The sequence below is a fragment of the Bradyrhizobium sp. JR4.1 genome (genome assembly GCF_040548605.1).
Classification (GTDB): Bacteria; Pseudomonadota; Alphaproteobacteria; order Rhizobiales; family Xanthobacteraceae; genus Bradyrhizobium; species Bradyrhizobium canariense.
The window spans coordinates 603,773-629,773 of the sequence record NZ_JBEPRY010000001.1 but is presented as its reverse complement, the minus strand read 5'-3'; the positions used below and the strand labels follow the sequence as shown (position 1 = coordinate 629,773).

The 26,001-nt window shown below is 65.1% G+C and carries 21 protein-coding genes; 11 read left to right on the top strand and 10 right to left on the bottom strand.

Annotation, left to right across the window (positions count from 1 at the left end):
* Positions 1-36: 36 nt before the first annotated feature.
* From ABIB90_RS03140 to ABIB90_RS03100, 9 genes are all read right to left on the bottom strand, one after another.
* Positions 37-630 (bottom strand): L,D-transpeptidase, encoded by a 594-nt coding sequence (locus tag ABIB90_RS03140; protein WP_007597994.1) that lies wholly within the window; start codon positions 628-630, stop codon positions 37-39.
* A gap of 383 nt (positions 631-1,013) precedes the next feature.
* Positions 1,014-1,988 (bottom strand): hypothetical protein, encoded by a 975-nt coding sequence (locus ABIB90_RS03135; RefSeq protein ID WP_007597993.1) that lies wholly within the window; start codon positions 1,986-1,988, stop codon positions 1,014-1,016.
* A 103-nt stretch (positions 1,989-2,091) separates the two neighbouring features.
* Positions 2,092-2,655: a thioredoxin family protein gene (locus tag ABIB90_RS03130; protein ID WP_354200168.1), complete on the bottom strand. Its 564-nt coding sequence runs from the start codon at positions 2,653-2,655 to the stop codon at positions 2,092-2,094.
* A gap of 31 nt (positions 2,656-2,686) precedes the next feature.
* Positions 2,687-3,385, bottom strand: a complete 699-nt coding sequence (locus tag ABIB90_RS03125; protein ID WP_007597990.1) for a cytochrome c biogenesis CcdA family protein — start codon at positions 3,383-3,385, stop codon at positions 2,687-2,689.
* A 510-nt stretch (positions 3,386-3,895) separates the two neighbouring features.
* Positions 3,896-4,507, bottom strand: coding sequence for a sigma-70 family RNA polymerase sigma factor (locus ABIB90_RS03120; RefSeq protein ID WP_018456005.1), 612 nt, complete (start codon positions 4,505-4,507; stop codon positions 3,896-3,898).
* A gap of 400 nt (positions 4,508-4,907) precedes the next feature.
* A complete protein-coding gene (locus tag ABIB90_RS03115) occupies positions 4,908-5,642 on the bottom strand; it encodes a response regulator (protein WP_007597984.1) in 735 nt (244 codons plus the stop codon).
* A 10-nt stretch (positions 5,643-5,652) separates the two neighbouring features.
* Positions 5,653-7,398, bottom strand: a complete 1,746-nt coding sequence (locus ABIB90_RS03110) for an ATP-binding response regulator (RefSeq protein WP_007597982.1) — start codon at positions 7,396-7,398, stop codon at positions 5,653-5,655.
* Entirely contained in the window at positions 7,368-9,398 is a 2,031-nt protein-coding gene (locus ABIB90_RS03105) for a sensor histidine kinase (protein ID WP_007597974.1), read from the bottom strand. Before ABIB90_RS03105 ends, ABIB90_RS03110 begins: the two co-directional genes overlap by 31 nt.
* A 54-nt stretch (positions 9,399-9,452) precedes the next feature.
* Entirely contained in the window at positions 9,453-10,448 is a 996-nt protein-coding gene (locus ABIB90_RS03100) for a TRAP transporter substrate-binding protein (RefSeq protein ID WP_354200167.1), read from the bottom strand.
* 185 nt (positions 10,449-10,633) lie between these two features.
* On the opposite strand from ABIB90_RS03100, the gene ugpB reads away from it, so the two are divergent.
* From ugpB to ABIB90_RS03050, 10 genes are all read left to right on the top strand, one after another.
* A complete protein-coding gene (ugpB, locus tag ABIB90_RS03095; RefSeq protein ID WP_354200383.1) occupies positions 10,634-11,974 on the top strand; it encodes a sn-glycerol-3-phosphate ABC transporter substrate-binding protein UgpB in 1,341 nt (446 codons plus the stop codon).
* A 190-nt stretch (positions 11,975-12,164) separates the two neighbouring features.
* The gene (locus ABIB90_RS03090; RefSeq protein WP_354200166.1) at positions 12,165-13,112 is read left to right on the top strand and encodes an aminoglycoside phosphotransferase family protein; all 948 of its coding nucleotides are present in this window, start codon (positions 12,165-12,167) and stop codon (positions 13,110-13,112) included.
* A gap of 395 nt (positions 13,113-13,507) precedes the next feature.
* Positions 13,508-15,130: an ABC transporter substrate-binding protein gene (locus tag ABIB90_RS03085; RefSeq protein ID WP_354200165.1), complete on the top strand. Its 1,623-nt coding sequence runs from the start codon at positions 13,508-13,510 to the stop codon at positions 15,128-15,130.
* Between the two features lie 239 nt (positions 15,131-15,369).
* Positions 15,370-16,383 (top strand): ABC transporter permease, encoded by a 1,014-nt coding sequence (locus ABIB90_RS03080; RefSeq protein ID WP_106941332.1) that lies wholly within the window; start codon positions 15,370-15,372, stop codon positions 16,381-16,383.
* A 9-nt stretch (positions 16,384-16,392) separates the two neighbouring features.
* Complete coding sequence (locus ABIB90_RS03075) at positions 16,393-17,292, top strand: ABC transporter permease (RefSeq protein WP_354127039.1); 900 nt, start codon at positions 16,393-16,395, stop codon at positions 17,290-17,292.
* A 103-nt stretch (positions 17,293-17,395) separates the two neighbouring features.
* Entirely contained in the window at positions 17,396-19,153 is a 1,758-nt protein-coding gene (locus ABIB90_RS03070; RefSeq protein ID WP_007597964.1) for a dipeptide ABC transporter ATP-binding protein, read from the top strand.
* 19 nt (positions 19,154-19,172) lie between these two features.
* Positions 19,173-19,352, top strand: a complete 180-nt coding sequence (locus ABIB90_RS03065; protein WP_007597962.1) for a DUF4089 domain-containing protein — start codon at positions 19,173-19,175, stop codon at positions 19,350-19,352.
* Positions 19,353-19,359: 7 nt separating this feature from the next.
* Positions 19,360-20,757 carry an AtzE family amidohydrolase gene (locus tag ABIB90_RS03060; protein WP_354127037.1) on the top strand — a complete coding sequence of 466 codons (1,398 nt, stop codon included), beginning with the start codon at positions 19,360-19,362 and terminating at the stop codon, positions 20,755-20,757.
* Between the two features lies 1 nt (position 20,758).
* Positions 20,759-21,151 (top strand): oxalurate catabolism protein HpxZ, encoded by a 393-nt coding sequence (gene hpxZ, locus ABIB90_RS03055; protein ID WP_219678985.1) that lies wholly within the window; start codon positions 20,759-20,761, stop codon positions 21,149-21,151.
* 4 nt (positions 21,152-21,155) lie between these two features.
* On the top strand, positions 21,156-21,878 hold the full coding sequence (locus ABIB90_RS03050) for a GntR family transcriptional regulator (RefSeq protein WP_007597956.1): 723 nt from the start codon (positions 21,156-21,158) through the stop codon (positions 21,876-21,878).
* 111 nt (positions 21,879-21,989) lie between these two features.
* On the opposite strand, the gene atzF is transcribed toward ABIB90_RS03050, so the two are convergent.
* Entirely contained in the window at positions 21,990-23,795 is a 1,806-nt protein-coding gene (atzF, locus tag ABIB90_RS03045) for an allophanate hydrolase (RefSeq protein WP_354200164.1), read from the bottom strand.
* 308 nt (positions 23,796-24,103) lie between these two features.
* On the opposite strand from atzF, the gene ABIB90_RS03040 reads away from it, so the two are divergent.
* On the top strand, positions 24,104-25,960 hold the full coding sequence (locus tag ABIB90_RS03040; protein WP_354200163.1) for a feruloyl-CoA synthase: 1,857 nt from the start codon (positions 24,104-24,106) through the stop codon (positions 25,958-25,960).
* The last annotated feature ends 41 nt before the right edge of the window (positions 25,961-26,001 follow it).

Sequence of the window (26,001 nt, the reverse complement as noted above, 5' to 3'; positions counted from 1 at the left end):
TAATCGGGAAAAGGAATATTCGCCAGGGCGAGGAGATCAGAGTTCGGGCTTCTGCCGGATGACCACCTTGGTGCCGACCGGGACGCGATCGTAGAGATCGGCGACGTCGCGGTTGACGAGCCGGAAGCAGCCCGAGGAGACCTTGGTGCCGATCGTGTCGGGCCGATTGGTGCCGTGGATGCGGTAGACCGTGGTGCCCAGATACATGGCGCGTGCGCCGAGCGGATTGCCGGGGCCGCCGGCCATGAAGCGCGGCAGATAGGGCTGGCGCTGGATCATCTCCGGCGGCGGCGTCCAGTCCGGCCACTCCTTCTTGTTGGTGATGTTCACCAGCCCTTGCCACTGAAAACCATCGCGGCCGACGCCGATGCCGTAGCGGATCGCGCGACCACCGGGCTGCACCAGATAGAGATGCCGTTCGGCGGTCGAGATGATGAGGGTGCCGGGCGCTTCAGTGGTGCGGAAGTAGACGACCTGCTTCTGCCATTCCGGATCGAGCTCATAGGCATCGTCGGCGACCAGGCCCGGCTCGTCGCCGCGGTCGGGCTGCTGGGCGTAGGCATGGGGCGCGGACAGGATCAGGCCGATCGCAGCCACAAACATCCCGGTCAGGCGACGAAAATCCGTCATTTCAAGCTCTCCCCCACTGCCACAGCAAATATCGTTCGGAACCATCTGAACCCAGCGGCAGCTTCATGGCAAGTTGATGGCGCGCCCGGCTGGCATGTCACGAGAATGCTTTGGTTTTTTGACGGACCGCCGGCAATGCCACAAACAGGGGATGGCGCGAAAAGCAGTGAGCTGGGCACGATGTGCTCCCTCCCCCGCCTGCGGGGGAGGGTCGGGGAGAGCGTGTCTCTGCAATGGGGCACTCCCAACGTGGAGAGAACCCTCACCCGTCGCGCGGGACGATGCTTCGCATCGCCCGGACGCGCCGACCTCTCCCGCAGGCGGGAGAGGCTCAGACCGAATTCGCGGCGAGATCAAACTTCGCCAATCGCACTGGATCCCAGCTAGATCTGGTTGTTCTCCGGCGCGATCCCGAGCCGCCGGACGATCTCCGTCCCCACGGCCCGGGCCTCTGGCCTTGACCCGATGCGAGGGCTGCGAAACCGTCGTCCCGACTGCAATCGGACCACGACGATGCAGTGCTCGTCCTCGGAGCGGCCGCGGCGCTCGACCGTGATCGACTTCACGTCGCGCCCCTCGATGTGGTCGGCGCGCAGCGTGCCGTCGCCCCACAGGCGTTCGACGCGGATATCGCCCTGGCGGATGATCCAGAAGGCGCCGGTCACAAGGTTGGCATATCGATAAACGCCGATAGCGGCGATCGCGCCGACCGGCAGCAGCATGATGTCCACCGGCCCGGGCGACAGGCCACGCCAGAGCCTGTAGGCGTAGGGAACGGCGCACAATGCGACGACGATCAGTGCGACGATCCTGATGTCTCTTGCGGAAAACGGCTCGAGGGGATCGCCGAGGCGCATCTCGGGATTGCTGGCATCTAGAGGATTGACCGGAGACTCGACCTCGGGAACGTCGAATTGCGTGGCGATCCGCGCCACCGTCTCGTGCACGTGGGTGACATCGGCGATCGGCGGCGATGTCAGGCGCTCACCGGAGGCCAGCGTGAAGGCGAGCTGGAAGCGGGCTTTCGCCCTCTTGCTGCCGGGAACCTGTAATCCCTTGATGTCGTCCTTGGCGACGATCCGCGTCCGGAGTTTTCCGAACGGGCGCTGCTCCCCGATCAGGATCTCGTCTGGCGTGATGATCCACACCACCGCCGGCGCCAGCATGATGATTCCGACGAACGCTGCTCCCACCAGCAGCGCGACCACGGAGATGATCACCTCCAGGGGGTCGTGCGTGAACAGGCCCGGCGTGAAGCACAGCGCAACGGCAGCCGCAAAGCCGGACATGACCAGCCGCTGCGCGATCGAGGCGCCTTCACGAAGGCGAATGTCAGTGCTGCTGGTGGCGTCGTCCATCGCGGGCGGCTGATTGCGTGGCCCGCGAAACTCCACGGACGGGTCCGTGGAGTCAAGCAACAAGCCCGTCAGGCGAACCCAGCCGCGTGATATCCGGGCCGCATCAGCTGCTGGCGTTCAGCAGCTTTGCCACGGTGCGGTCGATCTCGTCATAGCGGCCCTCGCCCGCGTGCTGGAACACGATCTTGCCGTTCTGGTCGATGATGTACTGCGCCGGCCAATACTGGTTGCTGTAGGCGTTCCAGGTCCTGGAATCATTGTCCTGCGCCACCGGATAGGTGATGCCGTGCCGCTTCAGCGCCGCCTGCACATTGGACGCCGAGCGCTCGAACGGGAATTCCGGCGTGTGCACGCCGACCACGACGAGACCCCGGTCCTTGTACTTGGCGTAGAGCTCGGTGACGTGCGGCAGCGTGTTGACGCAGTTGACGCAGCCATAGGTCCAGAAGTCCACCAGCACGACCTTGCCGCGGAGATCGGCAATGTTCAGCGGTTTCGAGTTGAACCAGTTGTTGATGCCGGTGAAGTCGGGCGCGGTCTGCTGGCTTGCGGCAGCGGTGACGACAGGGACAGCGCGCGCGGCCTCGCCGCAGATGCCGGGGATGACAGCGCCTGTTACGGCGATGCCGATCAGTGCGGCGGAGACGGCGAGCAGTTTGAAAGTCATGGACGAGTCCTCCGGTTGAGATGCGCGATGATCACAGGCCGATCTGGCCGGTGGGATAGAAGCCGGTGAGCCACGCCACGATCAGCGTGTCGTATTGGAAATAGGCGGCGAGCGCGAAGCCGATCACGACGACGCCAAAGCCCTGCTGCAGCCGCGGCGAGATGCGCGCGAGGCTGCGCACCCGCGTCGTCGCGGCCTGCCCGCCATAGGCAATCGCCAGCATCGGGATCGCCGCGCCGATCGCGTAGGCGATCAGCAGCGTGCCGGCCCAGGTCGCGTTCTGAGTCGTCGCGACCAGCGTCAGGATCGAGCCGAGCACCGGGCCGGCGCAGGGCGTCCAGACCAGGCCAAGCGTGGTGCCGAGCACGAGCCCGCCGAGCGCACCCTCGCGCTGCGTGGCGCCGGAATTGCCGAGATCGAGCCAGCCGTTGAGCCGGATCGACAGCCATTCGAACGGCGCCGGCCACAGCATCAACAGGCCGAAGCCGAGCAGCAGGATCGATGCCGCCTCGCGCAGCACGTTCGGATCGAAATTAAACAGCCGCGTGATGGCGCCGAGCAGCAGCGCGGTCGCGGAGAACGACACGACGAAGCCGAGCGCGATCATCGCCGGACGCAGATGCGAGCTGCGGCCGATCGAGGCGCCGAGCAGGATCGGGAGCATCGGCAGCGTGCACGGCGCGGCGATGGTGAGGATGCCGGCAAGGACGGCGAAGAGAAGTTCGAGCATCGGGGCACTCGTGAAGGGGGTCACGAGGATGGTTCGGCGGTGATGGGCGGATTGTTACGAGTGTCACGTGCTCGTGACGGAGGAGGTGCCGGCCAAGGGCGGCGGTGCGTTCCCTCCCCCCTTTGTGGGGGAGGGTTAGGGAGGGGGGTAGCCCAGCAAATGGTCTATCCGTCTGGCATCATGCCGCGCGTACAAGTCGAGAGAGTCCCCGTGTGGGCCCCTCTCCCTGCCCCTCCCCCACAAGGGGGGAGGGAAGGAGAGAGACCGCCCGCCTCACTCAAGCGCACCGCCGCAGCAGTCTGCCCCAAACACAAAACGACCCGGAGGGGGGCATCCCGTCCGGGTCGTTGGAGGTCTTGGGAGGTTTAACGAAACCGTATGTGAGCTTTATAGGAGGGAAGTTTTTCCGCCTGATGTTGTGCTTTGTTTCAATTGTTTCGTCGGCGGTAACACTTCCGTGTCCGGGACAGGGCCAAAACAGATGTCCTATCCCTTTGAAGTCTCTGAACTTCAGGCGGCGAAGCGCTCGACGCCACAGCCCTTAAGCAATTCGGCGAGTTGCTTGCGGGCGTAGAACATCCGGGTCTTCACCGTGCTCTGCGGGATGCCGATGATCTGTCCGACCTCCTCCACCGACTTCTCATGGTAGTAGACCAGAGTGATGATTTCCCGATGCGCGGGTGACAGCTTCTGAACGCAGGCGCGCAGGATGGCGCTGGTGTCGCTGCGGTCGAGCGAGGTCTCCGGCGTGTCGCAACCATCGGCGATCTGGCGCACGTCTTCCTGGTCGATGTCCTCGAAGCGACGCTGGCGCATCGCGGTCAGCGCCTTGAAGCGGGCGATCGAGAGCAGCCAGGTCGAAACCTGCGAGCGGCCCTGGAATTGGCCGGCGGTCCGCCACACGTCCAGAAACACCTGGCTGACGAGGTCTTCCGCCGTGGTGGCGTCGCGCACGATCCGCAGGATGAAGCGGTAGACGCGCACATTGTGCCGGCAATAAAGGATGTGCATGGACGTCCGGTTGCCGTCGGCAATGCTTTCGAGAAGCATGTCGTCCGAGGTCGCCTGAGCGGCAATGATGCTCTGGCTGGCTTGGGCGTTGATGGCGATCACGTTCGGCATTGACTTGGCTCCCCGTAGCGCCGCAACCGAGCGGCGTTTCCTTCGACCAAAGTGTTAATGAGCCAACGTTTCGGGACGTCTGCACGAAAAGGGGAAAATGGTTTCGTGCGCCGCCAAATTGTTTCGTCGGATTAGTCGCGACGAAACATTCGGGGCAAAAAAGCGTGGAATTTCAATGTACGGAAAATACGGGGTGGGGATGAGGCGACAAGCGGAGGCGCCGGGAACGTATTTCGGGCTTTTGCGTTCGCGCTCCCGTGTCGTCCTGGACAAGCGAGCGCTGATCCAGGACCCATTACCCCAGGGAGGAGTTTGACGACGACTGTGGATCACCAGCCGTCTCCCAAATTACCCGTCGGGATAATGGGTCCTGGCTTTCGCCAGGACGACAATGGGGCCGCTACGCCTTCTCGCCCGCCGGCGAGAACAGATAGCCGCCGCCGCGGATGGTGCGGATCACGGCGGGTTTTGCCGGATCGGGCTCGATCTTGCGGCGGATGCGCATGATGCGCAGATCGACGGCGCGGTCGAAGGCTTCGGCGTCGCGCGCGTTGGCCAATTCCAGCAGGCGCTCGCGCGACAGCACGCGCTTCGGATTGGCCGCGAACACTTTCAAGAGCCCGAACTCGGATGCTGTCAGCGGGTGCTCGTTGCCCTCGTCGTCGCGCAAGGCCTGCGCTTCGAGATCGAGCCACTTGGTCCCGAACCGCACCAATTGCTCCTTGTCCGATTTCGCAGCCGCCGTTTCCGCCACCGCTTTCGCCGGCGCGCTCCGGCGCAGCACCGAGCGGATGCGCGCCATCAGCTCACGCAGCTCGCACGGCTTGGCCACGTAATCGTCCGCGCCGAGCTCGAGGCCGACGACGCGGTCGATCGGGCTCGCCGTCGCCGTCAGCATGATCACCGGCACGTTGATGCGGCTCTTGAGGTCGCGGATGATCGAGAGCCCGTCTTCCTCCGGCATGTTGAGGTCGAGCACGACGAGGTCGGGCATGCTGCCGTCGATCGCCGTGCGCAAGGACTTGCCGCCGTCGCACAGCGTCACGGTGAAGCCGTGCATCTTGAGGTAATCGCCGACCATCTCCCGGGCCGGGGCCTCGTCGTCGACGATCATGATGTGCTGGCTTTGGGTCATGGTCCTGAGATCACGGTATTTCGGTCGCGGGGAGGGTGATGGTGAAGGTCGAGCCCTTGCCGGGGCCCTCGCTCTCGGCGGTCACCTCGCCGCCGTGCATGTCGATAATACGCTTGACGATGGACAACCCAAGCCCGGTCGAGCTCTCGCCGGCGGTCGGTTTTGCCGACAGCCGCTGGAACCGGCCGAACAGGCGGCCGAGATCCTCCGGCGACAGGCCGGCGCCCTCGTCGCTGACGCGGACGATGGTGTCGCCGCCCTCATGGCTGACGATGACGCCGATCTTGCCGCCGATCGGCGAGTATTTGATGGCGTTGCTGATCAAATTGTCGATCGCCTCGCGGATGCGGTCGGTGTCGCACATGGTGACGATGTTGACGGGCGCGGTGACGCTGATCGCCTGCTGCTTGTTGACGGCGAGCGGCTGGTTGGCCTCGGCGACCTCCTTGACCAGAGCCGCGACGTCGACGGGCTCGCGGCGGATGGTGATGTCGAAGGCATCGGCCATCGCGTCCGAGATCAGATGATCGACCATCGTGGTCAGGCGCTTGGTGGCATCGCGGATGTGATCGACCTGGGCCACCACGCCGCTTGACGACGCGCCGGTCGAGATCAGCTCCTTCAGCATCTCGGTGCGGCCGAGGATGACGCCGAGCGGGTTCTTCAGATCGTGGGCAACAGTGCCGAGGATCTCGTTCTTGAAGCCGTTGGCGCGCTGCAGCCGCAGCCATTGCGCCGAGAGGCGGCGGTTGGCCTGCATCAGCGCGCGGGTGCGCTGGGCGACGCGGTCTTCCAGCTGGGTGTTGGCGGCCTGGAGCTGCTGGTAGAGGATGACGTTGTCGAAGGCGATCGAGAGCCGGCTGGAGAAGATCTCGACCAGCGAGCGGTCGGTCTCGGACAGCTCGCGCTCGGCCTGCAGCAGCACCACGACCTCGCGTCCGCTTCCGGTGCGCAAATAGATCACGCTGCGGTGGTCGGCGAATTCGTTCTTGCGGCCCTGGAAAGCGGCTTCCACCATTGCGCGCAGATCGGGGTCGAGCGCCTTCGACGAGGTCGTGCCGATGAAGCGGCTGTAGCAGCCGCTGCCGGCGAGCACCGAGAGCTCGGGGTCGATGCCGCCATTGTCGCGCAAGACCAGGATGCCGGCGCAATCGACGTTGAGCAGCGAGGCGAGCTGGGTCAGCACGCCCTCGGCGAGCCGTTGCATCGACTTGAAGTCGTACAGCGTGGAAGCCGCGTCGATGATGATCTCGAGCCCGCGCCGGGTTTGCAGCATGCGCTCGAGCTGCTGGTAGGAGCGCAGCGCCGCGGTCAGCGATGTGAACAGCTTGTCGGCGGTGAGCTCGGTCTTGGCCTTGTAGTCGTTGATGTCGTACTGCACGATCACGCGCCGCTCGGGCGCCTGGCCGGGCTGTCCGGTGCGCAGGATGATGCGCACGGTCTCGTTCTTGAGCTCGTTGCGGATGTACTCGACCAGCTCGAGGCCGGCGACATCAGTCTCCATGATGACGTCGAGCAGCACGGCAGCGATGTCGTTATGCGCGGCCATCAGCTTGCGACCTTCGGCCGCGGAATGGGCGGAGAGGATCTCCAGGCCCTGGCCGTTGAGATTGTAGTCGGACAGCGCAAAGCGCGTGCCGTCATGCACGGCCGGATCGTCGTCGATGACGGCGATCTTCCATTTCCGGGCGTCAACATCCTCCGATGCGGTACCGGTGTCGTCGATCAGGTGGAGGACATCGTCCTGTTCGGCCATTGAGAAGTCCCGTCAGTCTCTGTGCTTTGCCCGCCGCCCCTGGCGACCCGGGGCATGATAATGCGAAATGTGGTGCCTTGTCCCAGCTTGGATTCCAACATCATGCGACCGCCGAGCTGCTGGGTGACGAGGTTATAGACGATATGGAGGCCGAGTCCCGTGCCACCTTCATTGCGCCTGGTGGTAAAGAATGGGTCAAAGGCCTGGCGCTGCACGTCGGAGGTCATGCCGGCCCCGTCATCGGTGAAGATGATCTCGACGTCGTCGGCCCCGCGGGGGCGCGCCGAGATCGTGATCGTGCCGGCGCGGCCGTCGGCAAAGGCGTGGTTGGCGGCGTTGAGGAACAAATTGGTCAGGATCTGGCCGTAGGAGCCGGGATAGCCGTCGAGCAGCAGTCCCTCGGGCATGTCGACATGGAGCGTGATCGGCGACCGCTTCAGCACTGGGCGCAGGCTCGCGATGATCTGGTCGGTGGCTTCGCTGAGTGAGAACTGCCGCCGTTCGGCATGGGAGCGGTCGACCGCGACCTGCTTGAACGACTGGATCAGTTCGCCGGCGCGCTGCAAATTGGCGACGAGCTGCTGCGAGGCGTCGCGTGAGGACTGCACGAATTCTTCCAGCTGCGAGCGGCGCAGGCCGCCTTCGCCCTTGAGCTGGGCCTCGAAGATTTCGGTGCGCCGGGCAAAACTCGACGCAACGGTGAGGCTGATGCCGATCGGATTGTTGACCTCGTGCGCAACGCCGGCGACGAGGCCGCCGAGGGCTGCGAGCCTCTCGGCATCGATCAGATTCTGCTGCGCGGCGTTGAGCTCGAGCAGTGCACTCTCGGCTTTCTCCTTGGACGCGCGCAGCTCGTCCTCGGTCTGGCGTTTCGCGATGGCGTTTTCGCGGAACACTTCCACCGCGCGCGCCATGGCGCCGACTTCGTCGCGCGCGCGCGTGCCCTGCACCTCGCGGCCGAGGTCGCCGAGCGTGATCGCGCGCATCGCCGCCATGATCTGCTGCAGCGGCAGCCGGATCGACAGCGCGATCAGCACGCCGGCGGTGAGAATGATGCCGAGGAAGATCACGGCGATGGAAAGAACGCGACGGGAAATGTCCGCCAGCGTGCGGTCGAACGTCTCCTGCGCCTTCTGCTCGCGCTGGCGCATCTTGGTGGAGAGATCATCGATGGCGCCGATCGCCTCGGCCTGGTTGGCGTCGATGGTGTTGCGCAGCAGCTCGGTGCGGTTCGTGAGCTGCTCGGAGAGCTTTGCAAAGCCTTCGCGCAGCGCGGCGGTCCGGGCCGCGAGTCGTCGCAGCGCCATGCGCTGGAGGTCGTTGTCGGCGAGATCGATCATCACGGGGATGGTCTTCTCGATCGTCTCGGTGTTGCGGCGGGCGTCGTCGGCCGCACCCGATGACAGCGACAGATAGTAGGAATTGGCCGCGACCAGCATCGCGGTGAAGGCCTCGCGCGACTTGCCCAGCGAAGGCCAGATCAGCGCGTCGCGATGGCCGGTGGCGCCTTCGATGATGGAGTAGAGCCCGGCCATGTCTCTGGCCGGTCCCTGCACCTGATCCTCATAGGTCCTGGCGATGGTCGCCTGCACGCCGCGCAGCTCGCCGAAGCCGTTGAGGAAGCGGTCGGTGGTGCGCTCCAGCTCCTCGACCGAGCCCGACAGCATCGGGTCCTTGGCGGCTCGGTTGCTCAGTGTCCCCAGCACCGCCTCGCGTAGCAGCAGGATCTCGGCGAACAAATCGGGGCTCGGCTGGTTGATGTAGCGGTGGATCAGATTGTGCAGCCGTCCCGTCTCGCTTTCGAGCAGCGCCAGGATCCGGTCGGACTCGCGCACCTGGCGCACGTCGTCCCAGGCCGAGCCGAGCACCTGCGAGCCGTTCCAGATCAGCCCGACCAGCACGATGACCACGGCGGAGTTCAGCGCCGCGATGGACAGGATGCGCCAGCGGATCGGCACGGCCCGGAGCATGCCGACCAGCCGCGCGCGCAGCCGCCCCATCGGGCCCGGCGACCTGTCTGCGTGCTCGCTGTGTCCAAGCCCGGGCAAGTGGCCTCACTCCACCTTGCGAATGCGTTCGATCAGCGCGGCCGCGGCCGGATCCTGCCCGGCCTTGGCGTAGATCGCGACCATCGCGTCTTCGAACGGCTTGCGGTCGATATCCCTGACGATGGTGACGTCCGCTGCTTCCGCCTTGCGCTGCGACTGCTCCTCGAGGTCGCGCCATTTCTCGCGCATGAACCGGCTGGAGCGCTGCGCGGCTTCCCTGAAGATGGTCTGGTCGTCGGCCGACAGGCTCTTCCAGGCCTTCAGCGAGATCACCAGCACTTCGGGGCTCATCGTGTGCTCGGTGAGCGCGAGGTAGCCGGCATGCTTGTAATGGTCCGTCGTCACGTAGGAGGGCCAGTTGTTCTCGGCGCCGTCGATCAAATGGTTGGCAAGTCCGGCGAGCACCTGCCCATAGGGCATCTCGACCGGCTCCGCGCCGAGCGCGCGGATCATCTGGCTCATCAACTCCGACTGCTGCACCCGGATCCGCAATCCCTTGAGGTCCGCGACACCCCGCACAGGCCGGACGCCGTTGTAGATCGACCGCGCGCCGGAATCATAGAAGGCGAGGCCAACGAAGCCATATGGCTCGAAGCTGCCGAGGATCTCGCTGCCGATCGGCCCGTCCAGCACCTTCTGCATGTGCTCGATGGACCGGAACAGGAACGGCATCGCCAGCACGTTCATCGCCGGGACGAAATTGCCGATCAGCGCCACATTGGTCCGGTTGAGGTCGATCGCACCGACCCGGGTCTGCTCGATGGTCTCCTTCTCCTCGCCGAGTTGGCGGGAGTGAAACACCTTGACCTCGTGCCGGCCGCCGCTGCGCTCGGCGATCAGGGCGCCCATGTAGCGCAGCGCCTGCACGGTCGGATAATCCTCGGTCTGGGTGTCGGCCGCGCGGAATTCGCGCGCAGCGGCTCCCGTCGCGCAGATGGCGATCAGAAGCGCGACGAAAACCACCCCGGTCCGCGAGCGTTCGGCACGGTTCAACACTGGCACACTCAACCCCTCAGTGGTGGAGTCTATGGCGGGAGGAAAAGGTTCAATGCAATCTAGCAGATGGTCGTGGGAAGGCCATCCCGCCCGGCGCAGCGGCGTGATTGTGCGGCGCGGCCGGGGCTCATTCCCGGTTGAAACCGCAAATGCCGCGCCTTAAGCAGGGACAGCCGCTTTCGTCGTGCGGCATGGAAAGAGCCATCGTGACTTCAGCATCGCGCCTTTTGCAGGTCGTCGCCGCCTTTGCGGTCCTCTCATTGGCCGCGCCGGTGCGTGCCGCGACCGACATCGCGTGGTGGCACGCCATGTCCGGCGAGCTCGGCCGGCAGCTCGAGAAGCTCGCCTCCGACTTCAACGCCTCGCAGCCGGACTATCGCGTGGTGCCGACCTACAAGGGCAATTACACCGAGACGGTGACGGCCGCGATCTTCGCCTTCCGCTCGCGCAGCCAGCCCGCGATCGTCCAGGTCAACGAGGTCGCCACCGCCACCATGACGGCGGCCAAGGGCGCGATCTATCCCGTGTTCAGCCTGATGCGGGACATGAACGAGCCGTTCTCGCTAAATGACTACCTTCCTGCCGTCTCCAGCTACTACACCGATGCGGCCGGCAATCTTTTGTCCTTTCCGTTCAATTCGTCGACGCCGATCCTCTATTACAACAAGACCATGTTCCGCGACGCAGGGCTAGATCCGGAGACGCCGCCGAAGACCTGGCCGGAGCTTGGTGCTGCTGCGAAACGCCTGCGCGATCGCGGCGCGGCGTGCGGCTTCACCACGTCCTGGCCGTCCTGGATCCATGTCGAGAATTTCTCCGCCTTCCACAATCTGCCGCTGGCGACGCGGACCAACGGCTTCGCCGCGCTCGATGCCGAGTTGACCATCAACAATCCGTCTCTGGTGCGTCACGTCTCCGAGCTCAGCGAGTGGCAGAAGACCAAAGTGTTCGACTACAGCGGCCGCGGCCAGTCGGCCGAGCCGCGCTTCCAGAACGGCGAATGCGGCATCTTCATCGGCTCCTCGGCGACGCGCGCCGACATCAAGGCGAATTCGAAGTTCGAGATCGGCTACGGCCTGATGCCGTATTGGCCCGACGTGAAGGGCGCGCCGCAGAACTCGATCATCGGCGGCGCCACACTTTGGGTGCTGCGCGATCGACCGCGCGAGGAATACAAGGGTGTGGCGCGATTCTTCGCTTACCTCTCGCAGCCTGGCGTGCAGGCCGCGTGGCACCAGAACACCGGCTATCTGCCTGTGACCCGCGCCGCCTTCGAGCTGACGCGCGCGCAAGGTTTTTACGAGCGCAATCCCGGCTCGGCGATCTCGTTCGAGGAGATCACGCTGCATCCTCCGACGGAGAATTCGAAAGGCATCCGGCTCGGCTCCTTCGTGCTGATCCGCGGCGCGATCGAGGACGAGCTGGAGCAGGCCTTTGCCGGCCGCAAGAGCGCGCAAGCCGCGCTCGATGCCGCGGTCGAACGCGGCAACAAAATCCTGCGCCAGTTCGAACGCGCCAGCCCGGATCGGTAGCGGGCGCTGAGCGCACGCCTCGTCCTTCGAGACGCCCGCTGGCGCGGTCTCCTCAGGATGAGGCTAAGCGGCTTCGCTGCCCGCCAAAATTGTTGTCGCGCACTCCGTCCTCATCCTGAGGAGCCCGCCAAAGCGGGCGTCTCGAAGGATGGGCCGCGGGGAAACTACTCTTGAAATGCATTAGGTTACGATGTCGATGTTACTCCCCCACTTCGCCGACGCCGAGAGCTTTCGCGCCTTTCGCGCCGACCCTCCGCGATGGCTCTCCGTCGCGCTCGACATCGCCCGCAGCCACGATCTCGATGTCAGCGCGCCGCACGTGTTTACCACCGGCACCAATCTCGTGGTCGGGCTCGGCGATCGCTTGATCCTGAAAATCTTCCCGCCGCTGCTCCGCGCGCAATTCGTCTCCGAGCACGGCTCGCTGACCCAGCTTGCCGGCCGCCTCCATCTGCCGATCCCCGAGATCGTCGCCGAAGGCGAGCGCGACGGCTGGCCTTATCTCGTCGTCACACGCCTTGCCGGCACGCTTGGTTCGGAGGCCTGGCCGCAATTACCTGAAGCGCAGAAGGAACGCGTGCTGCGCCAGATCGGCGAGACCATCGCGTCCGTGCAGCGCGCTCCGCTCGGCCCGCTCGCGCAAATCCAGCCGCGCTGGGAAGACTTCGTGCGCGCCCAGATGCAGGGCTGCAAGGCGCGCCACACGCGTCTCGGTCTTGCGCCGAAATTCCTCGCCGGCCTCGACGATCTCCTGCGTGATGCGGCAAAACTGATTCCGACGGATGCGCCGCCGGTGATCCTGATCGGCGAATACATTCCGGAGAACTTCCTGCTCGCCTGCGACGACGGCCAATGGTCGCTCGCCGGGCTCTTCGACTTCGGCGACGTGCTGGCGGGATGGCGCGACTACGATCTGCTCGGCCCCAGCGCCTTCATGGCAGCGGGCCGGCCGGGGAGGGTGCGCAGCCTGCTCGAAGGCTTTGGCTACGCCAAGCCCGACTTCGCGCTCAAGCGCCGCCTGATGGCGCTGATGCTGCTGCATCGCGCCAGCGACCTCAACAGCCACATCTGCATCGAGGGCTGGCAGGACAAGGCGAACGATCTGGTCGAGCTGCAGGAGCTGATCTGGGCAGAGTAATTCACCGCTGCCGACCTCATCAACGCTGTCGTCCTGGACAAGCGCAGCGCTGATCCAGGACCCCTTACCCCAGGGCGGGGTTTTGCGAAGACTCGTGGTTGCCAGCTTCGCGCCGCAACTTCTCCCTGGGGTAATGGCTCCTGGCTTTCGCCAGGACGACGGCGGTTCAATAAGCCGCCCGCCAAACAAGCGAAGCTCAATTCAGCTTATTTTATGAGCAAATGCGCATCTTTGTATGCAACGCCCCAAATGATTGGCCCTTGATCGACGGTCCGGTCAATGGCTGTTTCATGTAGATATATCAGTGGCTTATGCTGGTTTAAACGCTCCTTAAGCCTTGGCACGAACCTTGCGAATCCAGTTCCAACCAGAAAACTTTGTGTTGGAGCCATTTCATGAAGCGCCGCGATTTCCTCAAGTCCGTTTCCGGATTGGCCGCAGGCGCGGCGCTTCCGGCCATGCCGTCCGTGATCTCGTCGGCCAAAGCCGATGCGCGCTCGGAGACGCTGCTGATCGTCTCGGAAGGCGGCCCCAACAATCTCGACATCCACGGCGTCGGCACCAACGTGCCCGGCTACGAGGTGTCCTGGAATTGTTACGATCGCCTGCTCAGCCACGAGATGAAGACCGGCCCCGGCGGCGTGCCCTATTACGACCGCGACAAGTTCAAGGGCGAGCTCGCCGAGGACTTCAAGATCGACGACATGTCGGTCACCTTCAAGCTGAAGAAGAACGCCAAATTCCACGACGGCGCGCCTGTCACCGCCAAGGACGTGAAGTGGTCGCTCGACCGCGCCGTCAGCGTCGGCGGCTTCCCCACCTTCCAGATGAGCGCGGGCTCGCTGACCAAGCCTGAGCAGTTCGTCGTGATCGACGACTACACGGTGCGTGTCGACTTCCTGAAGAAGGACAAGCTGACGATCCCCGATCTCGCGGTGATCGTGCCCTGCATCATCAATTCCGAACTGGTGAAGAAAAATGCCAGCGAAAAAGATCCGTGGGGTCTTGAGTACACCAAGCAGCAGACCGCGGGCTCCGGCGCCTACAAGGTGACGAAGTGGACAGCCGGCACCGAAGTGGTGATGGAGCGCAACGACGACTGGGTCGGCGGCCCGCTGCCTAAGATCAAGCGTGTGATCTGGCGCATGGTGCCGCAGGCCGGCAACCGTCGCGCGCTGCTGGAGCGCGGCGACGCCGACATTTCCTACGAGCTGCCGTTCAAGGATTTCCAGGAGATGAAGGCGAGCGGCAAGCTCAACGTGGTGTCGCTGCCTTTCTCCAACGGCATCCAGTATATCGGCATGAACGTGACCAAGCCGCCGTTCGACAATCCCAAAGTGCGTCAGGCGGTCGCCTACGCGATTCCCTACCAGAAGATCATGGACGCGGTGATGTTCGGGCTGGCCAATCCCATGTTCGGGGCTGCCAAGGACAAGCCGACCGAAGTCGCCTGGCCGCAGCCGCACAAATACAATACCGACATGGACAAGGCGAAAGCGCTGCTGGCCGAGGCCGGATACGCCAACGGCTTCGAGACCACGATCTCGTTCGACCTGAATTTCGCGGGCGTCAACGAGCCGCTCTGCGTGCTGGTGCAGGAGAGCCTGGCCCAGATCGGCATCAAGACCACCATCAACAAGGTGCCCGGCGCCAACTGGCGCACCGAGTTGAACAAGAAGGAGATGCCGCTCTTCACCAACGTGTTCTCGGGCTGGCTCGATTACCCCGAATACTTCTTCTACTGGTGCTATCACGGCAATAATTCCGTCTTCAACACCATGAGCTACAAGTCGGCGGAGATGGACAAGCTGATCGACGGCGCACGCGCAGCCGCCGCCACCGGTGACACCGCGACCTACGACACCGACGTGAAGGGCTTCGTCGACCTCGCCTACAGCGACATCCCGCGCATCCCGCTGTACCAGCCGTTCGTCAACGTCGCGATGCAGAAGAACATCAGCGGCTACCAATACTGGTTCCACCGGAGGCTGGATTATCGCGCGATGGCGAAGGGGTGAGGGCGGATGGCGGGCGCTGTCCTTCAGAGTGAGGTGAGCACGCTCTTCGGGCTCCCTCCCCCCTTGTGGGGTCCGAGGCGAGCGAAGCTCGCTCTCGAGGTTGGGGAGAGGGGTAGCCACAACCTCAGACCTCTCGCGGAGCCACCCCCCTCCCTAGCCCTCCCCCACAAGGGGGGAGGGAACGCAGTGGAGCGAGCCGCGCGAGCGTGCTCACCAGCGCAGCCCAGGAGGAGCACCCCATGCTGACCATGATCGGCAAGCGCCTGATGTTCGCGATTCCCTCGTTGATCGGGGTCGTCATCGTCACCTTCCTGCTGACCCGCGCGCTGCCGGGTGATCCCGCCGCCTATTTCGCCGGCCCCGCCGCGACGAAGGAAGCCGTCGAGCAGATCCGCAAGAAGCTCGGCCTCGACAAGCCGCTGATTGAACAGTTCTTCCGTTACACCAACGATCTCGCCCATGGCGATTTCGGCAACTCGCTCACGACGGGCCAGCCGGTCGCGGCCGAGATCCGCAACCGCCTGCCGGCCTCCGCCGAGTTGACGCTGCTCGGCCTCATCGTCTCGATCGTGATCGCCATCCCTCTCGGCGTGCTGGCGGCGACGCGGCCGGGATCGTGGGTCGATCATCTCTGTCGCATCACGACGACGGCCGGCGTCTCGCTGCCGGTATTCTTCACCGGTCTCGTGCTGGTCTATGTCTTCTATTTCCGGCTCGGCTGGTCGCCCGCGCCGCTCGGCCGGCTCGATGTGTTCTACAGCGCGCCGCCGACGGTCACAGGCTTCTATCTGATCGACACCCTGATCGCACGCGACTTCGAGGCGTTCCGTTCGGCATGCAGCCAGCTCATCCTGCCGGCGACGACGCTTGCGATCTTCTCGCTGGCGCCGATCGCGCGCATGACGCGCGCCTCGATGCTGGCGGTGCTGTCGTCGGAGTTCGTGCGTACCGCGCGCGCCAGCGGCCTGTCGCCGGCGACCGTCATCGTCACCTACGCCTTCCGCAACGCGATGCTCCCCGTCATCACCACGCTGAGCATGGTGTTCTCCTTCTTGCTGGGCGCCAACGTGCTGGTCGAGAAAGTGTTCGCCTGGCCCGGCATCGGCTCCTATGCGGTCGAAGCGCTGATCTCGTCGGACTTTGCTCCGGTGCAGGGTTTCGTGCTGACCATGGCGGTCATGTACGTGCTGCTCAATCTCGTGATCGACATTCTTTATGGGGTGATCGATCCGCGCGTGCGCTTGGAAGGGTAGGGGGACACAATGAGCACCGTTGCGCCTGCTGTTGAACCTGTCGGTCCCGCGCGGACCTCGGGATTCGTCGCGCTCCTCGACCAGACCCGCTACGTGCTCGGCGAGAACAAGGTCACCGGTTTTGCCTTCGCACTGCTGATCGTGATCCTCCTTGCCGCGATCTTCGGCCCCTATGTGGTGCCGTATGACCCGCTGGCGTCCGACACCGCGGCGTCGCTGAAGCCGCCGTCGGCCGCGCACTGGTTCGGCACCGACCAGTTGGGCCGCGACATCTTCAGCCGGGTCGTGGTGGCGACGCGGCTCGATACGTTCATCGCGGTCGCTTCGGTCGTCCTGGTGTTCCTGATGGGCGGGCTCGCCGGCATCGCGGCCGGCTATTTCGGCGGCTGGACCGATCGCATCGTCGGTCGCATCGCCGACACCATCATGGCGTTCCCGCTGTTCGTGCTCGCCATGGGCATCGTCGCAGCCCTCGGCAATACCGTGCAGAACATCATCCTGGCCACGGCAATCGTGAACTTTCCGCTCTACGCCCGCGTTGCGCGCGCCGAAGCCAATGTCCGCCGCAACGCCGGCTTCGTGCAGGCCGCGCGGCTGTCCGGCAACGGCGAATTCCGCATTCTCCTCGTGCATATCCTGCCGAACATCATGCCGATCATGATCGTGCAGATGTCGCTGACCATGGGCTACGCCATCCTCAATGCCGCCGGTCTCTCGTTCATCGGCCTCGGCGTCCGTCCGCCGACGGCGGAATGGGGCATCATGGTCGCCGAAGGTGCCGGCTTCATGGTGTCAGGCGAATGGTGGATCGCGCTATTCCCGGGCCTCGCTCTGATGATCGCCGTGTTCTGCTTCAACCTCCTCGGCGACGGCCTGCGCGACATCGTCGACCCCCAGCGGAGGACGTGATGGCTGGATTCCGCGCAAATTTTTGCTCAAAATTCTCCAATGATTTCAATCCCGTTCTACTGTGCATGGGGTTGTTTTCGACGTTTTTGTTTGGGAGGCACCCATGACCGCCCAGCCGCTGCTCGACGTCCAGGACCTCACGGTCGAATTCACCACCCGCCGCGGCATCGTCAAAGCCGTCCAGCACGTCAACATCTCCGTTGCCAAGGGCGAGACGCTGGCGATCGTCGGCGAGTCCGGCTCCGGCAAATCGGTGACCTCCTATGCCGTGATGCGCATTCTCGATCGTGCAGGGCGGATCGCCGAGGGCTCGGTGATGTTCTCGGGCATCGACGTCAAGGCCGCGACCGAAGACCAGATGCGCGATTTGCGCGGTCGCGAAGTCTCGATGATCTTCCAGAACCCGCGCGCCGCGCTCAACCCGATCCGGAAGGTCGGCGACCAGATCGAAGACGTGCTGCGCACCCATGTGCAGCAGGCCATGGTCTCGGACCGCGGCGAAAAGGCGATCGAGGCGCTGGAGCAGGTCAAGATCGCCCGCCCGCGCGAGCGCTATCACGCGTATCCGTTCGAATTGTCCGGCGGCATGTGCCAGCGCGTCGTCATCGCGCTCGCGCTTGCCTGCAATCCGCAGCTGCTGATTGCGGACGAGCCGACGACTGGATTGGACGTCACCACGCAGAAGGCGGTGATGGATCTGATCGTCGAGCTGACCAAGCGCAAGGCGATGTCCACCATCCTGATCACGCATGATCTCGGCCTCGCCGCAGCCTATTGCGACCGCGTCGTGGTGATGGAAAAGGGCCGGGTGGTCGAGACCGCAAAGGCCGCCGACATCTTCGCCAACCCGCAGCACCCCTACACGAAGAAGCTGATGCGCGCGACGCCGCGGCTGGGCGTGAGCCTGCGGGATCTGTTGCCGGAGGAGGAGACTCTTGCCTCTCCCAGCACCGTGTCCGCGGAAGCAGCCCCTCACCCCAACCCTCTCCCCGTGAAGGACGGGGAGAGGGAGAAGACGCCTCTTCTCCTCATCGACAAGCTGGTCAAGGAATATCCCCGCCAGGGCGCGACCGCCACGCTCGGAAAATTGTTCGGCCGCAAGCCGCCGGTCGAGCCGGATGTGTTCCGCGCGGTCGACGGCATCAGCTTCACGGTCGGCCATGGCGAGAGCGTCGGCCTGGTCGGCGAGTCCGGCTGCGGCAAATCGACCACGTCGATGATGGTGATGCGGCTGCTGGACCAGACCTCGGGCCTGATCCAGTTCGACGGCGAGGACATCGGCGCCATCGCGCCCGCCGGCTTTGCCCGGCTGCCGCAGCGCAGCCGCATCCAGATGGTATTCCAGGATCCGACCGACAGCCTCAACCCGCGCTTCACCGCCGTGCGTGCCATCGCCGATCCCATCATGCAACTTGGCGACATCAGGGGGCGGGACGCGCTCCGCGCCCGCTGTGAGGAGCTCGCCACCATGGTGGGCCTGCCGCACAATCTGCTGGATCGCTTCCCGCACCAATTGTCGGGCGGCCAGAAGGCCCGCGTCGGCATCGCCCGCGCCATTGCCCTGCACCCGAAACTCGTCATCCTGGACGAGCCGACCGCCGCGCTCGACGTCTCGGTCCAGGCGGTGGTCCTTAATCTGCTCCAGGACCTCAAGGCGCGGCTAGGTATGAGTTATCTGTTCGTCTCGCATGATTTGAACGTAGTGCGCTTGTTGTGCGATCGTGTCATTGTCATGCGGTCGGGTCGAATCGTCGAGGAAGGATCTTCCGAGCGGGTCTTGAGCGATCCGCAGGACGACTACACCAAGGAGCTGCTGACGGCGATCCCGCATCCGCCGCTGCAGACACTGGGCGCACACTGAGAGCTTGTTTGGGAGCGTGATGGCCGAACCGCTGGACGATTATATCGACGCTGTTACGAAAGCGTTGGCGTTGCCTGTCGAGGAAGCATGGAGGTCGTCCATTCGCGCCAATCTCGAGGTCTCGCTACGGCTCGGCCGCTTCGTCGACGAATTCGCGCTGCCGGACGAGACCGAGCCGGCGCCCGTCTTCACGGTCTGACGCCGCCATGACGACCAAGCCAGAGATGACGGCCTCCGAGATCGCGAGCGCGGTTGCGGGCCGCAAGATGTCGGCGCTCGATGCGACCGAAGCAGCGCTTGCGCGTATCAAGCAGCACGACACCATCCTCAACGCCTTCACCGACATCACCGCCGATCGCGCCCGCGCCAAAGCGCGCGCGATCGATGCCGACATCGCCGCCGGCAAGACCGTCGGCCCGCTCACCGGCGTGCCCTTCGCGGTGAAGAATTTATTCGACGTCGCAGGCCTCGCCACCCGCGCCGGCTCGAAGATAAACCGAGACCGCGCGCCCGCGACGCGCGATGCCACGCTGATCGAGCGTATGGAAGCGGCTGGCGCCGTGCTGGTCGGTGCGCTCAACATGGGCGAATACGCCTATGACTTCACCGGCGAGAACGTCCATGACGGTCCCTCGCGCAATCCGCATGATACCACGCGGATGAGCGGCGGCTCCTCCGGCGGATCCGGCAGCGCCGTCGGCGGCGCGCTGGTGCCGATCGCGCTCGGCTCCGACACCAACGGTTCGATCCGCGTGCCGTCCTCGTTCTGCGGCATCTTCGGCCTGAAGCCCACCTATGGCCGGCTCTCGCGTGCGCGCTCCTTCCCGTTCGTCGCGAGCCTCGATCATCTCGGCCCGTTCGCGCGCTCCGCCACCGATCTCGCGCTCGCCTACGACGCGATGCAGGGGCCGGATGCGGACGACGCCGCCTGCACCACCACACGTGGTCTGGAGCCGACGCTGCCGCTGCTCGCCAATCCGGTTTCGGACCTGCGCATCGCAATCGCCGGCGGGTACTTCCAGCAGAATCTGTTTCCGGAAGCCGTCGAAGCCGTCAGCCGCGTCGCCAAGGCGCTGGGCGCAACGCGCGTGGTGGACGTGCCGGAAGCCGCGCGCGCCCGCGCGGCGGCCTATGTCATCACCACCACGGAAGGCGCCTCGCTGCATCTCGACCGGCTCCGCAAGCGGCCGAACGATTTCGATCCCGCCGTGCGCGACCGGCTGATCGCGGGCGCTATGGTGCCGGCGCCGCTGGTCGACCGCGCGCAAAAATTCCGCCGCTGGTATCGAACGCAACTCGCCGAGATATTCAAGTCGGTCGACGTGCTGATCGCACCGGCGACGCCGTGCACCGCGCCGAAACTCGGCCAGATCAATTTCAATCTTGGCGGCGTCGAGCTGCCGGTGCGCGCCAATATCGGCATCCACACCCAGCCGATCTCCTTCATCGGCCTGCCTGTGGTTGCCGTGCCGGTGCCGCTCGAACCGCTGCCGATCGGCGTGCAGATCATCGCCGCGCCATGGCGCGAGGACATCGCGCTGCGCGTCGCATACGCGTTGGAGAAGATGGGCGTCGCCGCCGCGCCCAGCGCAAAAGGATTTTGAGATGGAGATCGATCTCCCCGACGTGATCGCGGACGTCAAAGCCGCGTTCGATCGCTATGAGCAGGCGTTGATCACCAACGACGTCGCGGTGCTCGGCGAGCTCTTCCGCAACGATCCCCGCACGCTGCGTTATGGCATCGGCGAGAATCTCTACGGCTATGAGGCGATCTCCGGATTCCGCGCCGGGCGCTCGCCGGTCGGCCTCAATCGCCGCACCGCGAAAACCATGATCACCAGCTATGGCCGCGACACGGCGGTCGCCTCCACCCTGTTCTATCGCGACACGATGCCGGGCAAGGTCGGCCGGCAGATGCAGACCTGGGTAAAATTCCCGGAGGGCTGGCGCGTCGTCGCCGCCCATGTCAGCATCATCGACGAGTCGAAAGAGACCTGACCGTATGACGCTTGACGATCTTCCGCCCGGAGCGCTGCCGGCCGATCCGGCGGTGCCGCGTGTCGACCGGGCGTCACCATCAGCTCACAAAATCACGCGCGCCGAGGAGCTGCGCCTGCAGCTCGCCGACGAGATCGTGCGCGGCGCTCTGCCGCCCGGCGCGCCGCTTGACGAGACCGACATCGCGCGCCGCTTCAGCGTCTCGCGCACGCCGGTGCGGGAAGCGCTGCGCCAGCTCGTGGCAAGCGGCCTCGTCGAAGCACGCGCCCATCGCGGCGCGGTGGTGGCACAGCCTTCGTTCGAACGGCTGACGGGCATGTTCGAGGCGATGGCGGAGCTGGAAGCGCTGTGCGCGGGTCTTGCCGCCGAACGCATGTCGGCCACTGAGCGTCACGGTCTGGAAGCCATCCACGAAGAGCTGCGGGTGTTGAGCTACGCCGGCAATCCCGAGCGCTTCCACGAGGTCAACGAGCGCTTCCACAACGCGATCTATGCGGGATCGCAGAACGGCTACATCGCCGAGATCACGCTGGCGACGCGCGTGCGCGTGCAGCCGTTTCGTCGCGCCCAGTTCCGCAACCTCGGCCGATTGGCAAAGTCGCAAGCCGAGCACGACCGCGTCGTCGTCGCCATCATGCGCGGCGACAAGCAGGGCGCCGCCGCCGCGATGCGCGCGCATATCGAGCTGGTGCGCGGGGAGTACGAGATCTACGCGGTGTCGGTGTAGGGCCGCGCGCACGGTGCCGTAGGATGGGCAAAGGCGCAAAGCGCCGTGCCCACCATCTACCCAAGCTGACGGTGATGGTGGGCACGCTTCGCTTTGCCCACCCTACGAGACCTATGCCGTAGCGGCTTCCGCCATAAACTTCCGCCATCCACCATAAGCCGTGATATCTCGCGCCTCGCCCAGCACCTCGGGCTCGACGAGAAATCCCTTCACGCTGCGGCCATCCGCCAGCCGCACGGTGCCAATCGCCATCGGCGCGGGAATCGCGTTGACGAACTTGCCGAAGGCGGACGACGACAGCATCCAGATCTCCAGCTCGATCGACGCGCCCTTGCCGGTTTCGACGCGCAGCATGCCCGGCTTCGGCGGCGTGGTCTTCAATGCGTAGAGCTTGTAGTCCGCCGCGGTCCTGGTCGCCTCGATCAGCTGGCCGTTCAGCGCTTTCAACTCGCCGTTCAACGCCATGCCGGACAGATGCGCGCCGACCACGGCGATGGGAATCTCGTCGATGCCGTTTGCGGCAAGCGGCGCCAGCGCTGCTTGCGCCGCACCCTTTGCGCCAAGCGTCAGTTTGGTATCGGCATGAAACACGCGTCCGATGCTCGCGAGCAGCGCGTCGTGACCCGTGGGTGCAAGGAGCGTGATGCCGAACGGGATGCCGTCGGCGCGCATCGCCGCCGGCAGCGCGAGACCGCAGAGGTCGAGCAGATTCACAAAATTGGTGTAGGTGCCGAGCCGGCTGTTGAGCTCGATCGGATTGGCCAGCACCTGCGCGGTCGTATAGGCCGTCGGCGCCGTCGGCAGCACCAGCGCGTCGATATTGGTGAAGGTTCGCTCGGCGATCTTGCGCAGGCCCTGCAGGCGATAGAGCGCGGAGAAGGTCTCCGCCGCCGTCAGCCGCGCGCCGGCAGCAGTGATCTCGCGTGTCACCGGATGGATCGTATCCGGCGCGGACGCCAGCAGGTCGCGGATCACGAGATAGCGCTCGGCGACCCACGGTCCTTCGTAGAGCAGCCGCGCCGTCTCGTAGAATGGCTCGAGGTCGAACTCGACGAGGGTTGCGCCAAGCGCGGTCCAGCGCTTCAACGCGTCGGCGTAAGCCGCTTCCGCCTTCTTGTCGCCGAAGAAGATCAGCTGTCCGCTGCGCGGCACGCCGAGGCGCAGGTTTGCCGGGAGCGGGGTGATCGCGCCGAGCGGCCGGTCGCGCGAGAACGGATCGGCCTGATCGGGACCCGCCATCACCGACAGTGCGAGCGCGGCGTCGTCGACCGTCAAAGCGAACACCGAGATACAGTCGAGCGTCCGGCAGGCCGGCACCAGGCCAGCGGTCGAGATCATGCCGAGGCTCGGCTTGAGACCGACGATGTTGTTGAGCATCGCCGGCACGCGCCCGCTGCCGGCGGTGTCGGTGCCGAGCGACAGCGGCACCAGCCCGGCGCCGACGGCGGTAGCCGATCCCGAACTGGAGCCGCCGGGAATGAGGTCCTCACGGATCGCGTTTCTGGGGATGCCATAGGGCGAGCGCACGCCGACAAGGCCGGTCGCGAACTGGTCGAGATTGGTCTTGCCGATGATGATCGCGCCGGCGGCGCGCAGCCGCTGCACCGCCGTCGAATCGTGTGTCGGGATGTACGAGAAGGCCGGACACGCCGCAGTGGTCGGAAATCCCAGCGCGTCGATATTGTCCTTCACCACGACCGGCACGCCATAGAGCGGCAGGCCGGCGGCCTCCCCGGTGGCGAGCTTCTCGGCCTCCGCGATCGCGTCCTTTTCGTCGCGCAGGCTGATGAAGACGGCGGGATCGTTGTGGTCGCGGATGCGCTGATAGGTGCGCGCGACCGTCTGCGCCGGGGTGAGCGTGCCCGCGCGGTGCGCGGCCACGATCGCGGCAATCGTTTCAGGCTGCTCAGCCCCCATTTCAGCCCTCATGGCGACAAAACTCCGGCTACGTCTCTTCACCCGGATCGAAGCAAGCGATGTGCCATTGTGTACAGAATCCGGGCAGGACAAGTGCTGCGGATATTATCGATGGATCAGTGGCTTGGGGGATATTTCGAGCGCCGGCGGGCCTGCGTGTCAGCGCCCTGTTACGGGCATTTGCGCAAATAATGGGCAGCTCACCGGCCTCGAGCTTGCGCCCCAACAATTGTCGTGGCCAACATGCCGGCCAACGCGGTCCGCGACGAGGCTGCGGTCGATCCCGGCTTCCGGGCGAGGAGGAAACCATGACAGCCGCCCCTCGCGGTGATGCTTCGAGCCTGTTCGCGACACCCAGAACCGTTGCCGAGCATCGCGCGGACGGCAGCATCGTGCTGCGCTCGCCCGAGGCCCTGCGCGATGGCGCGCGTTGCGTCGGCGACTGGCTGGAGCAATGGGCGCGGCAGAGGCCTGATACGATTTTCCTCGCGGAGCGCAGCAGTGCCGAAGCGCCATGGACCACCGTCACCTATGCGCAGGCGCTCCGGCAGGTGCGCGCGACAGCGTCCTGGATTCTGGCGCAAGGTCTCAGTCCGGAGCGCCCGCTCGCGATCCTCTCCGACAACAGCATCGATCATGCGTTGCTGGCATTGGCGGCCCAGCATGTCGGCGTGCCCTCGGCGGCGATCTCGCCGGCCTATTCGCTGATGTCCAAGGATTTCGACAAGCTCAAGAGCATGATCACGCTGCTTGAGCCCGCCGCGATCTATGTCTCCGCGACGAGGCCGTTTGCGGCGGCACTGGCCGCGATCAAGCCGCTGCATAGCGCGCAGATCATCAGCGGCAATTCAGACGATGCCGATGCGTTGGCCTTCCGCATCATCGCGGCAACGCCGGAGAGCCCCGACGTCGCAACGGCCTTCGCCGCAGTGACGCCCGATACGATCGCGAAATTCCTGTTTACCTCGGGCTCGACCGGCACGCCGAAAGCCGTGATCAACACCCAGCGCATGCTGACGTCGAGCCAGCAGGCCAAGGCGCAGACCTGGACGTTTCTCGAACAGGGGCGCGACGATCTCGTCATTCTCGACTGGCTGCCCTGGAGCCACACCTTCGGCGCCAACCACAATTTCAATCTCGTGCTGCGCAATGGCGGCTCGCTCTATATCGACGGCGGCAAGCCGGCGCCCGGTCTGTTTGCGATGTCACTCGCCAATCTCAGAAGCGTGATGCCGACGGTCTATTTCAACGTGCCGCGCGGCTTCGACATGCTGATCGCGGCGCTGCGCGGCGACGGGGAACTGTGTCGCCGCTTCTTCAGCGAGGTGAAATTCGCGTTCTACGCCGGTGCCGCGTTGCCGCAGAATCTCTGGGACGCGCTCGAAGAACTCTCCGTCAAGACTGTTGGCCGCGCGATGCCGATGGTCTCGGCCTGGGGCTCGACCGAGACCTCGCCGCTGGCCACCGACTGCCATTTCCTCGCGGAACGCTCGGGCAACATCGGCGTGCCTATCCCCGGCACCGAATTGAAGCTCGTCACCTCGGGCGACAAGCTGGAGGTGCGCGTGCGCGGCCCCAACGTCACGCCGGGCTATTGGAAAGCGCCGGAGCTGACCAGGCAGGCGTTCGACGACGAGGGATTTTATCTCATCGGTGACGCCGTGAAGTTCGCCGATGCGAAGCGGCCCGAGCGCGGCCTGTTCTTCGACGGTCGCGTCGCGGAGGATTTCAAACTCAATTCCGGCACCTGGGTCAGCGTCGGCACGCTGCGCCTCGCCGGCATCGCCGCGCTGGCGCCGCTCGCGCAGGATATCGTCATCACCAGCCATGGCGGCGACGAGGTGCGCTTCCTGGTGTTTCCGAACATCGCTGCGTGCCGCGCGTATGCCGGCCTGCCTGAGACCGCAGGCGTCAACGACGTGCTTGCGCATGACAAGGTCAGAGCCGCGATCGCGCAGGGTCTGGCGAAGCTCAAGCAACACGGCGCCAACTCCTCCGGCCACGCCACGCGCGCCCTGCTACTCGTCGAACCGCCGTCGGTGGACGGCGGCGAGATCACCGACAAGGGCTACATCAACCAGCGCGCGGTGCTGACGCGACGTGCCGATGCGGTAGCGCGGTTGGATCACGATGCGCCGGGCGAGTGGATCGGTTGCGTCAGATAGCCCGTCCACGCCTGCGCTAGCAGCTCTCGTGCCCCGGCTCT

Excerpts from the sequence above, each read along its gene's own strand:
- ABIB90_RS03120 (WP_018456005.1), bottom strand. The coding sequence starts at position 4,507 with ATGCCGAACGTGATCGCCATCAACGCCCAAGCCAGCCAGAGCATCATT.
- ABIB90_RS03040 (WP_354200163.1), top strand. The coding sequence starts at position 24,104 with ATGACAGCCGCCCCTCGCGGTGATGCTTCGAGCCTGTTCGCGACACCC.
- ABIB90_RS03090 (WP_354200166.1), top strand. The coding sequence starts at position 12,165 with ATGTCGATGTTACTCCCCCACTTCGCCGACGCCGAGAGCTTTCGCGCC.
- ABIB90_RS03065 (WP_007597962.1), top strand. The coding sequence starts at position 19,173 with ATGGCCGAACCGCTGGACGATTATATCGACGCTGTTACGAAAGCGTTG.
- hpxZ (WP_219678985.1), top strand. The coding sequence starts at position 20,759 with ATGGAGATCGATCTCCCCGACGTGATCGCGGACGTCAAAGCCGCGTTC.
- ABIB90_RS03110 (WP_007597982.1), bottom strand. The coding sequence starts at position 7,398 with ATGGCCGAACAGGACGATGTCCTCCACCTGATCGACGACACCGGTACC.
- ABIB90_RS03080 (WP_106941332.1), top strand. The coding sequence starts at position 15,370 with ATGCTGACCATGATCGGCAAGCGCCTGATGTTCGCGATTCCCTCGTTG.
- ABIB90_RS03125 (WP_007597990.1), bottom strand. The coding sequence starts at position 3,385 with ATGCTCGAACTTCTCTTCGCCGTCCTTGCCGGCATCCTCACCATCGCC.
- ABIB90_RS03115 (WP_007597984.1), bottom strand. The coding sequence starts at position 5,642 with ATGACCCAAAGCCAGCACATCATGATCGTCGACGACGAGGCCCCGGCC.
- ABIB90_RS03070 (WP_007597964.1), top strand. The coding sequence starts at position 17,396 with ATGACCGCCCAGCCGCTGCTCGACGTCCAGGACCTCACGGTCGAATTC.
- ABIB90_RS03130 (WP_354200168.1), bottom strand. The coding sequence starts at position 2,655 with ATGACTTTCAAACTGCTCGCCGTCTCCGCCGCACTGATCGGCATCGCC.
- ABIB90_RS03140 (WP_007597994.1), bottom strand. The coding sequence starts at position 630 with ATGACGGATTTTCGTCGCCTGACCGGGATGTTTGTGGCTGCGATCGGC.
- ABIB90_RS03105 (WP_007597974.1), bottom strand. The coding sequence starts at position 9,398 with ATGGGGCGGCTGCGCGCGCGGCTGGTCGGCATGCTCCGGGCCGTGCCG.
- atzF (WP_354200164.1), bottom strand. The coding sequence starts at position 23,795 with ATGGGGGCTGAGCAGCCTGAAACGATTGCCGCGATCGTGGCCGCGCAC.
- ABIB90_RS03075 (WP_354127039.1), top strand. The coding sequence starts at position 16,393 with ATGAGCACCGTTGCGCCTGCTGTTGAACCTGTCGGTCCCGCGCGGACC.
- ABIB90_RS03060 (WP_354127037.1), top strand. The coding sequence starts at position 19,360 with ATGACGACCAAGCCAGAGATGACGGCCTCCGAGATCGCGAGCGCGGTT.
- ABIB90_RS03085 (WP_354200165.1), top strand. The coding sequence starts at position 13,508 with ATGAAGCGCCGCGATTTCCTCAAGTCCGTTTCCGGATTGGCCGCAGGC.
- ABIB90_RS03050 (WP_007597956.1), top strand. The coding sequence starts at position 21,156 with ATGACGCTTGACGATCTTCCGCCCGGAGCGCTGCCGGCCGATCCGGCG.
- ABIB90_RS03135 (WP_007597993.1), bottom strand. The coding sequence starts at position 1,988 with ATGGACGACGCCACCAGCAGCACTGACATTCGCCTTCGTGAAGGCGCC.
- ugpB (WP_354200383.1), top strand. The coding sequence starts at position 10,634 with ATGGAAAGAGCCATCGTGACTTCAGCATCGCGCCTTTTGCAGGTCGTC.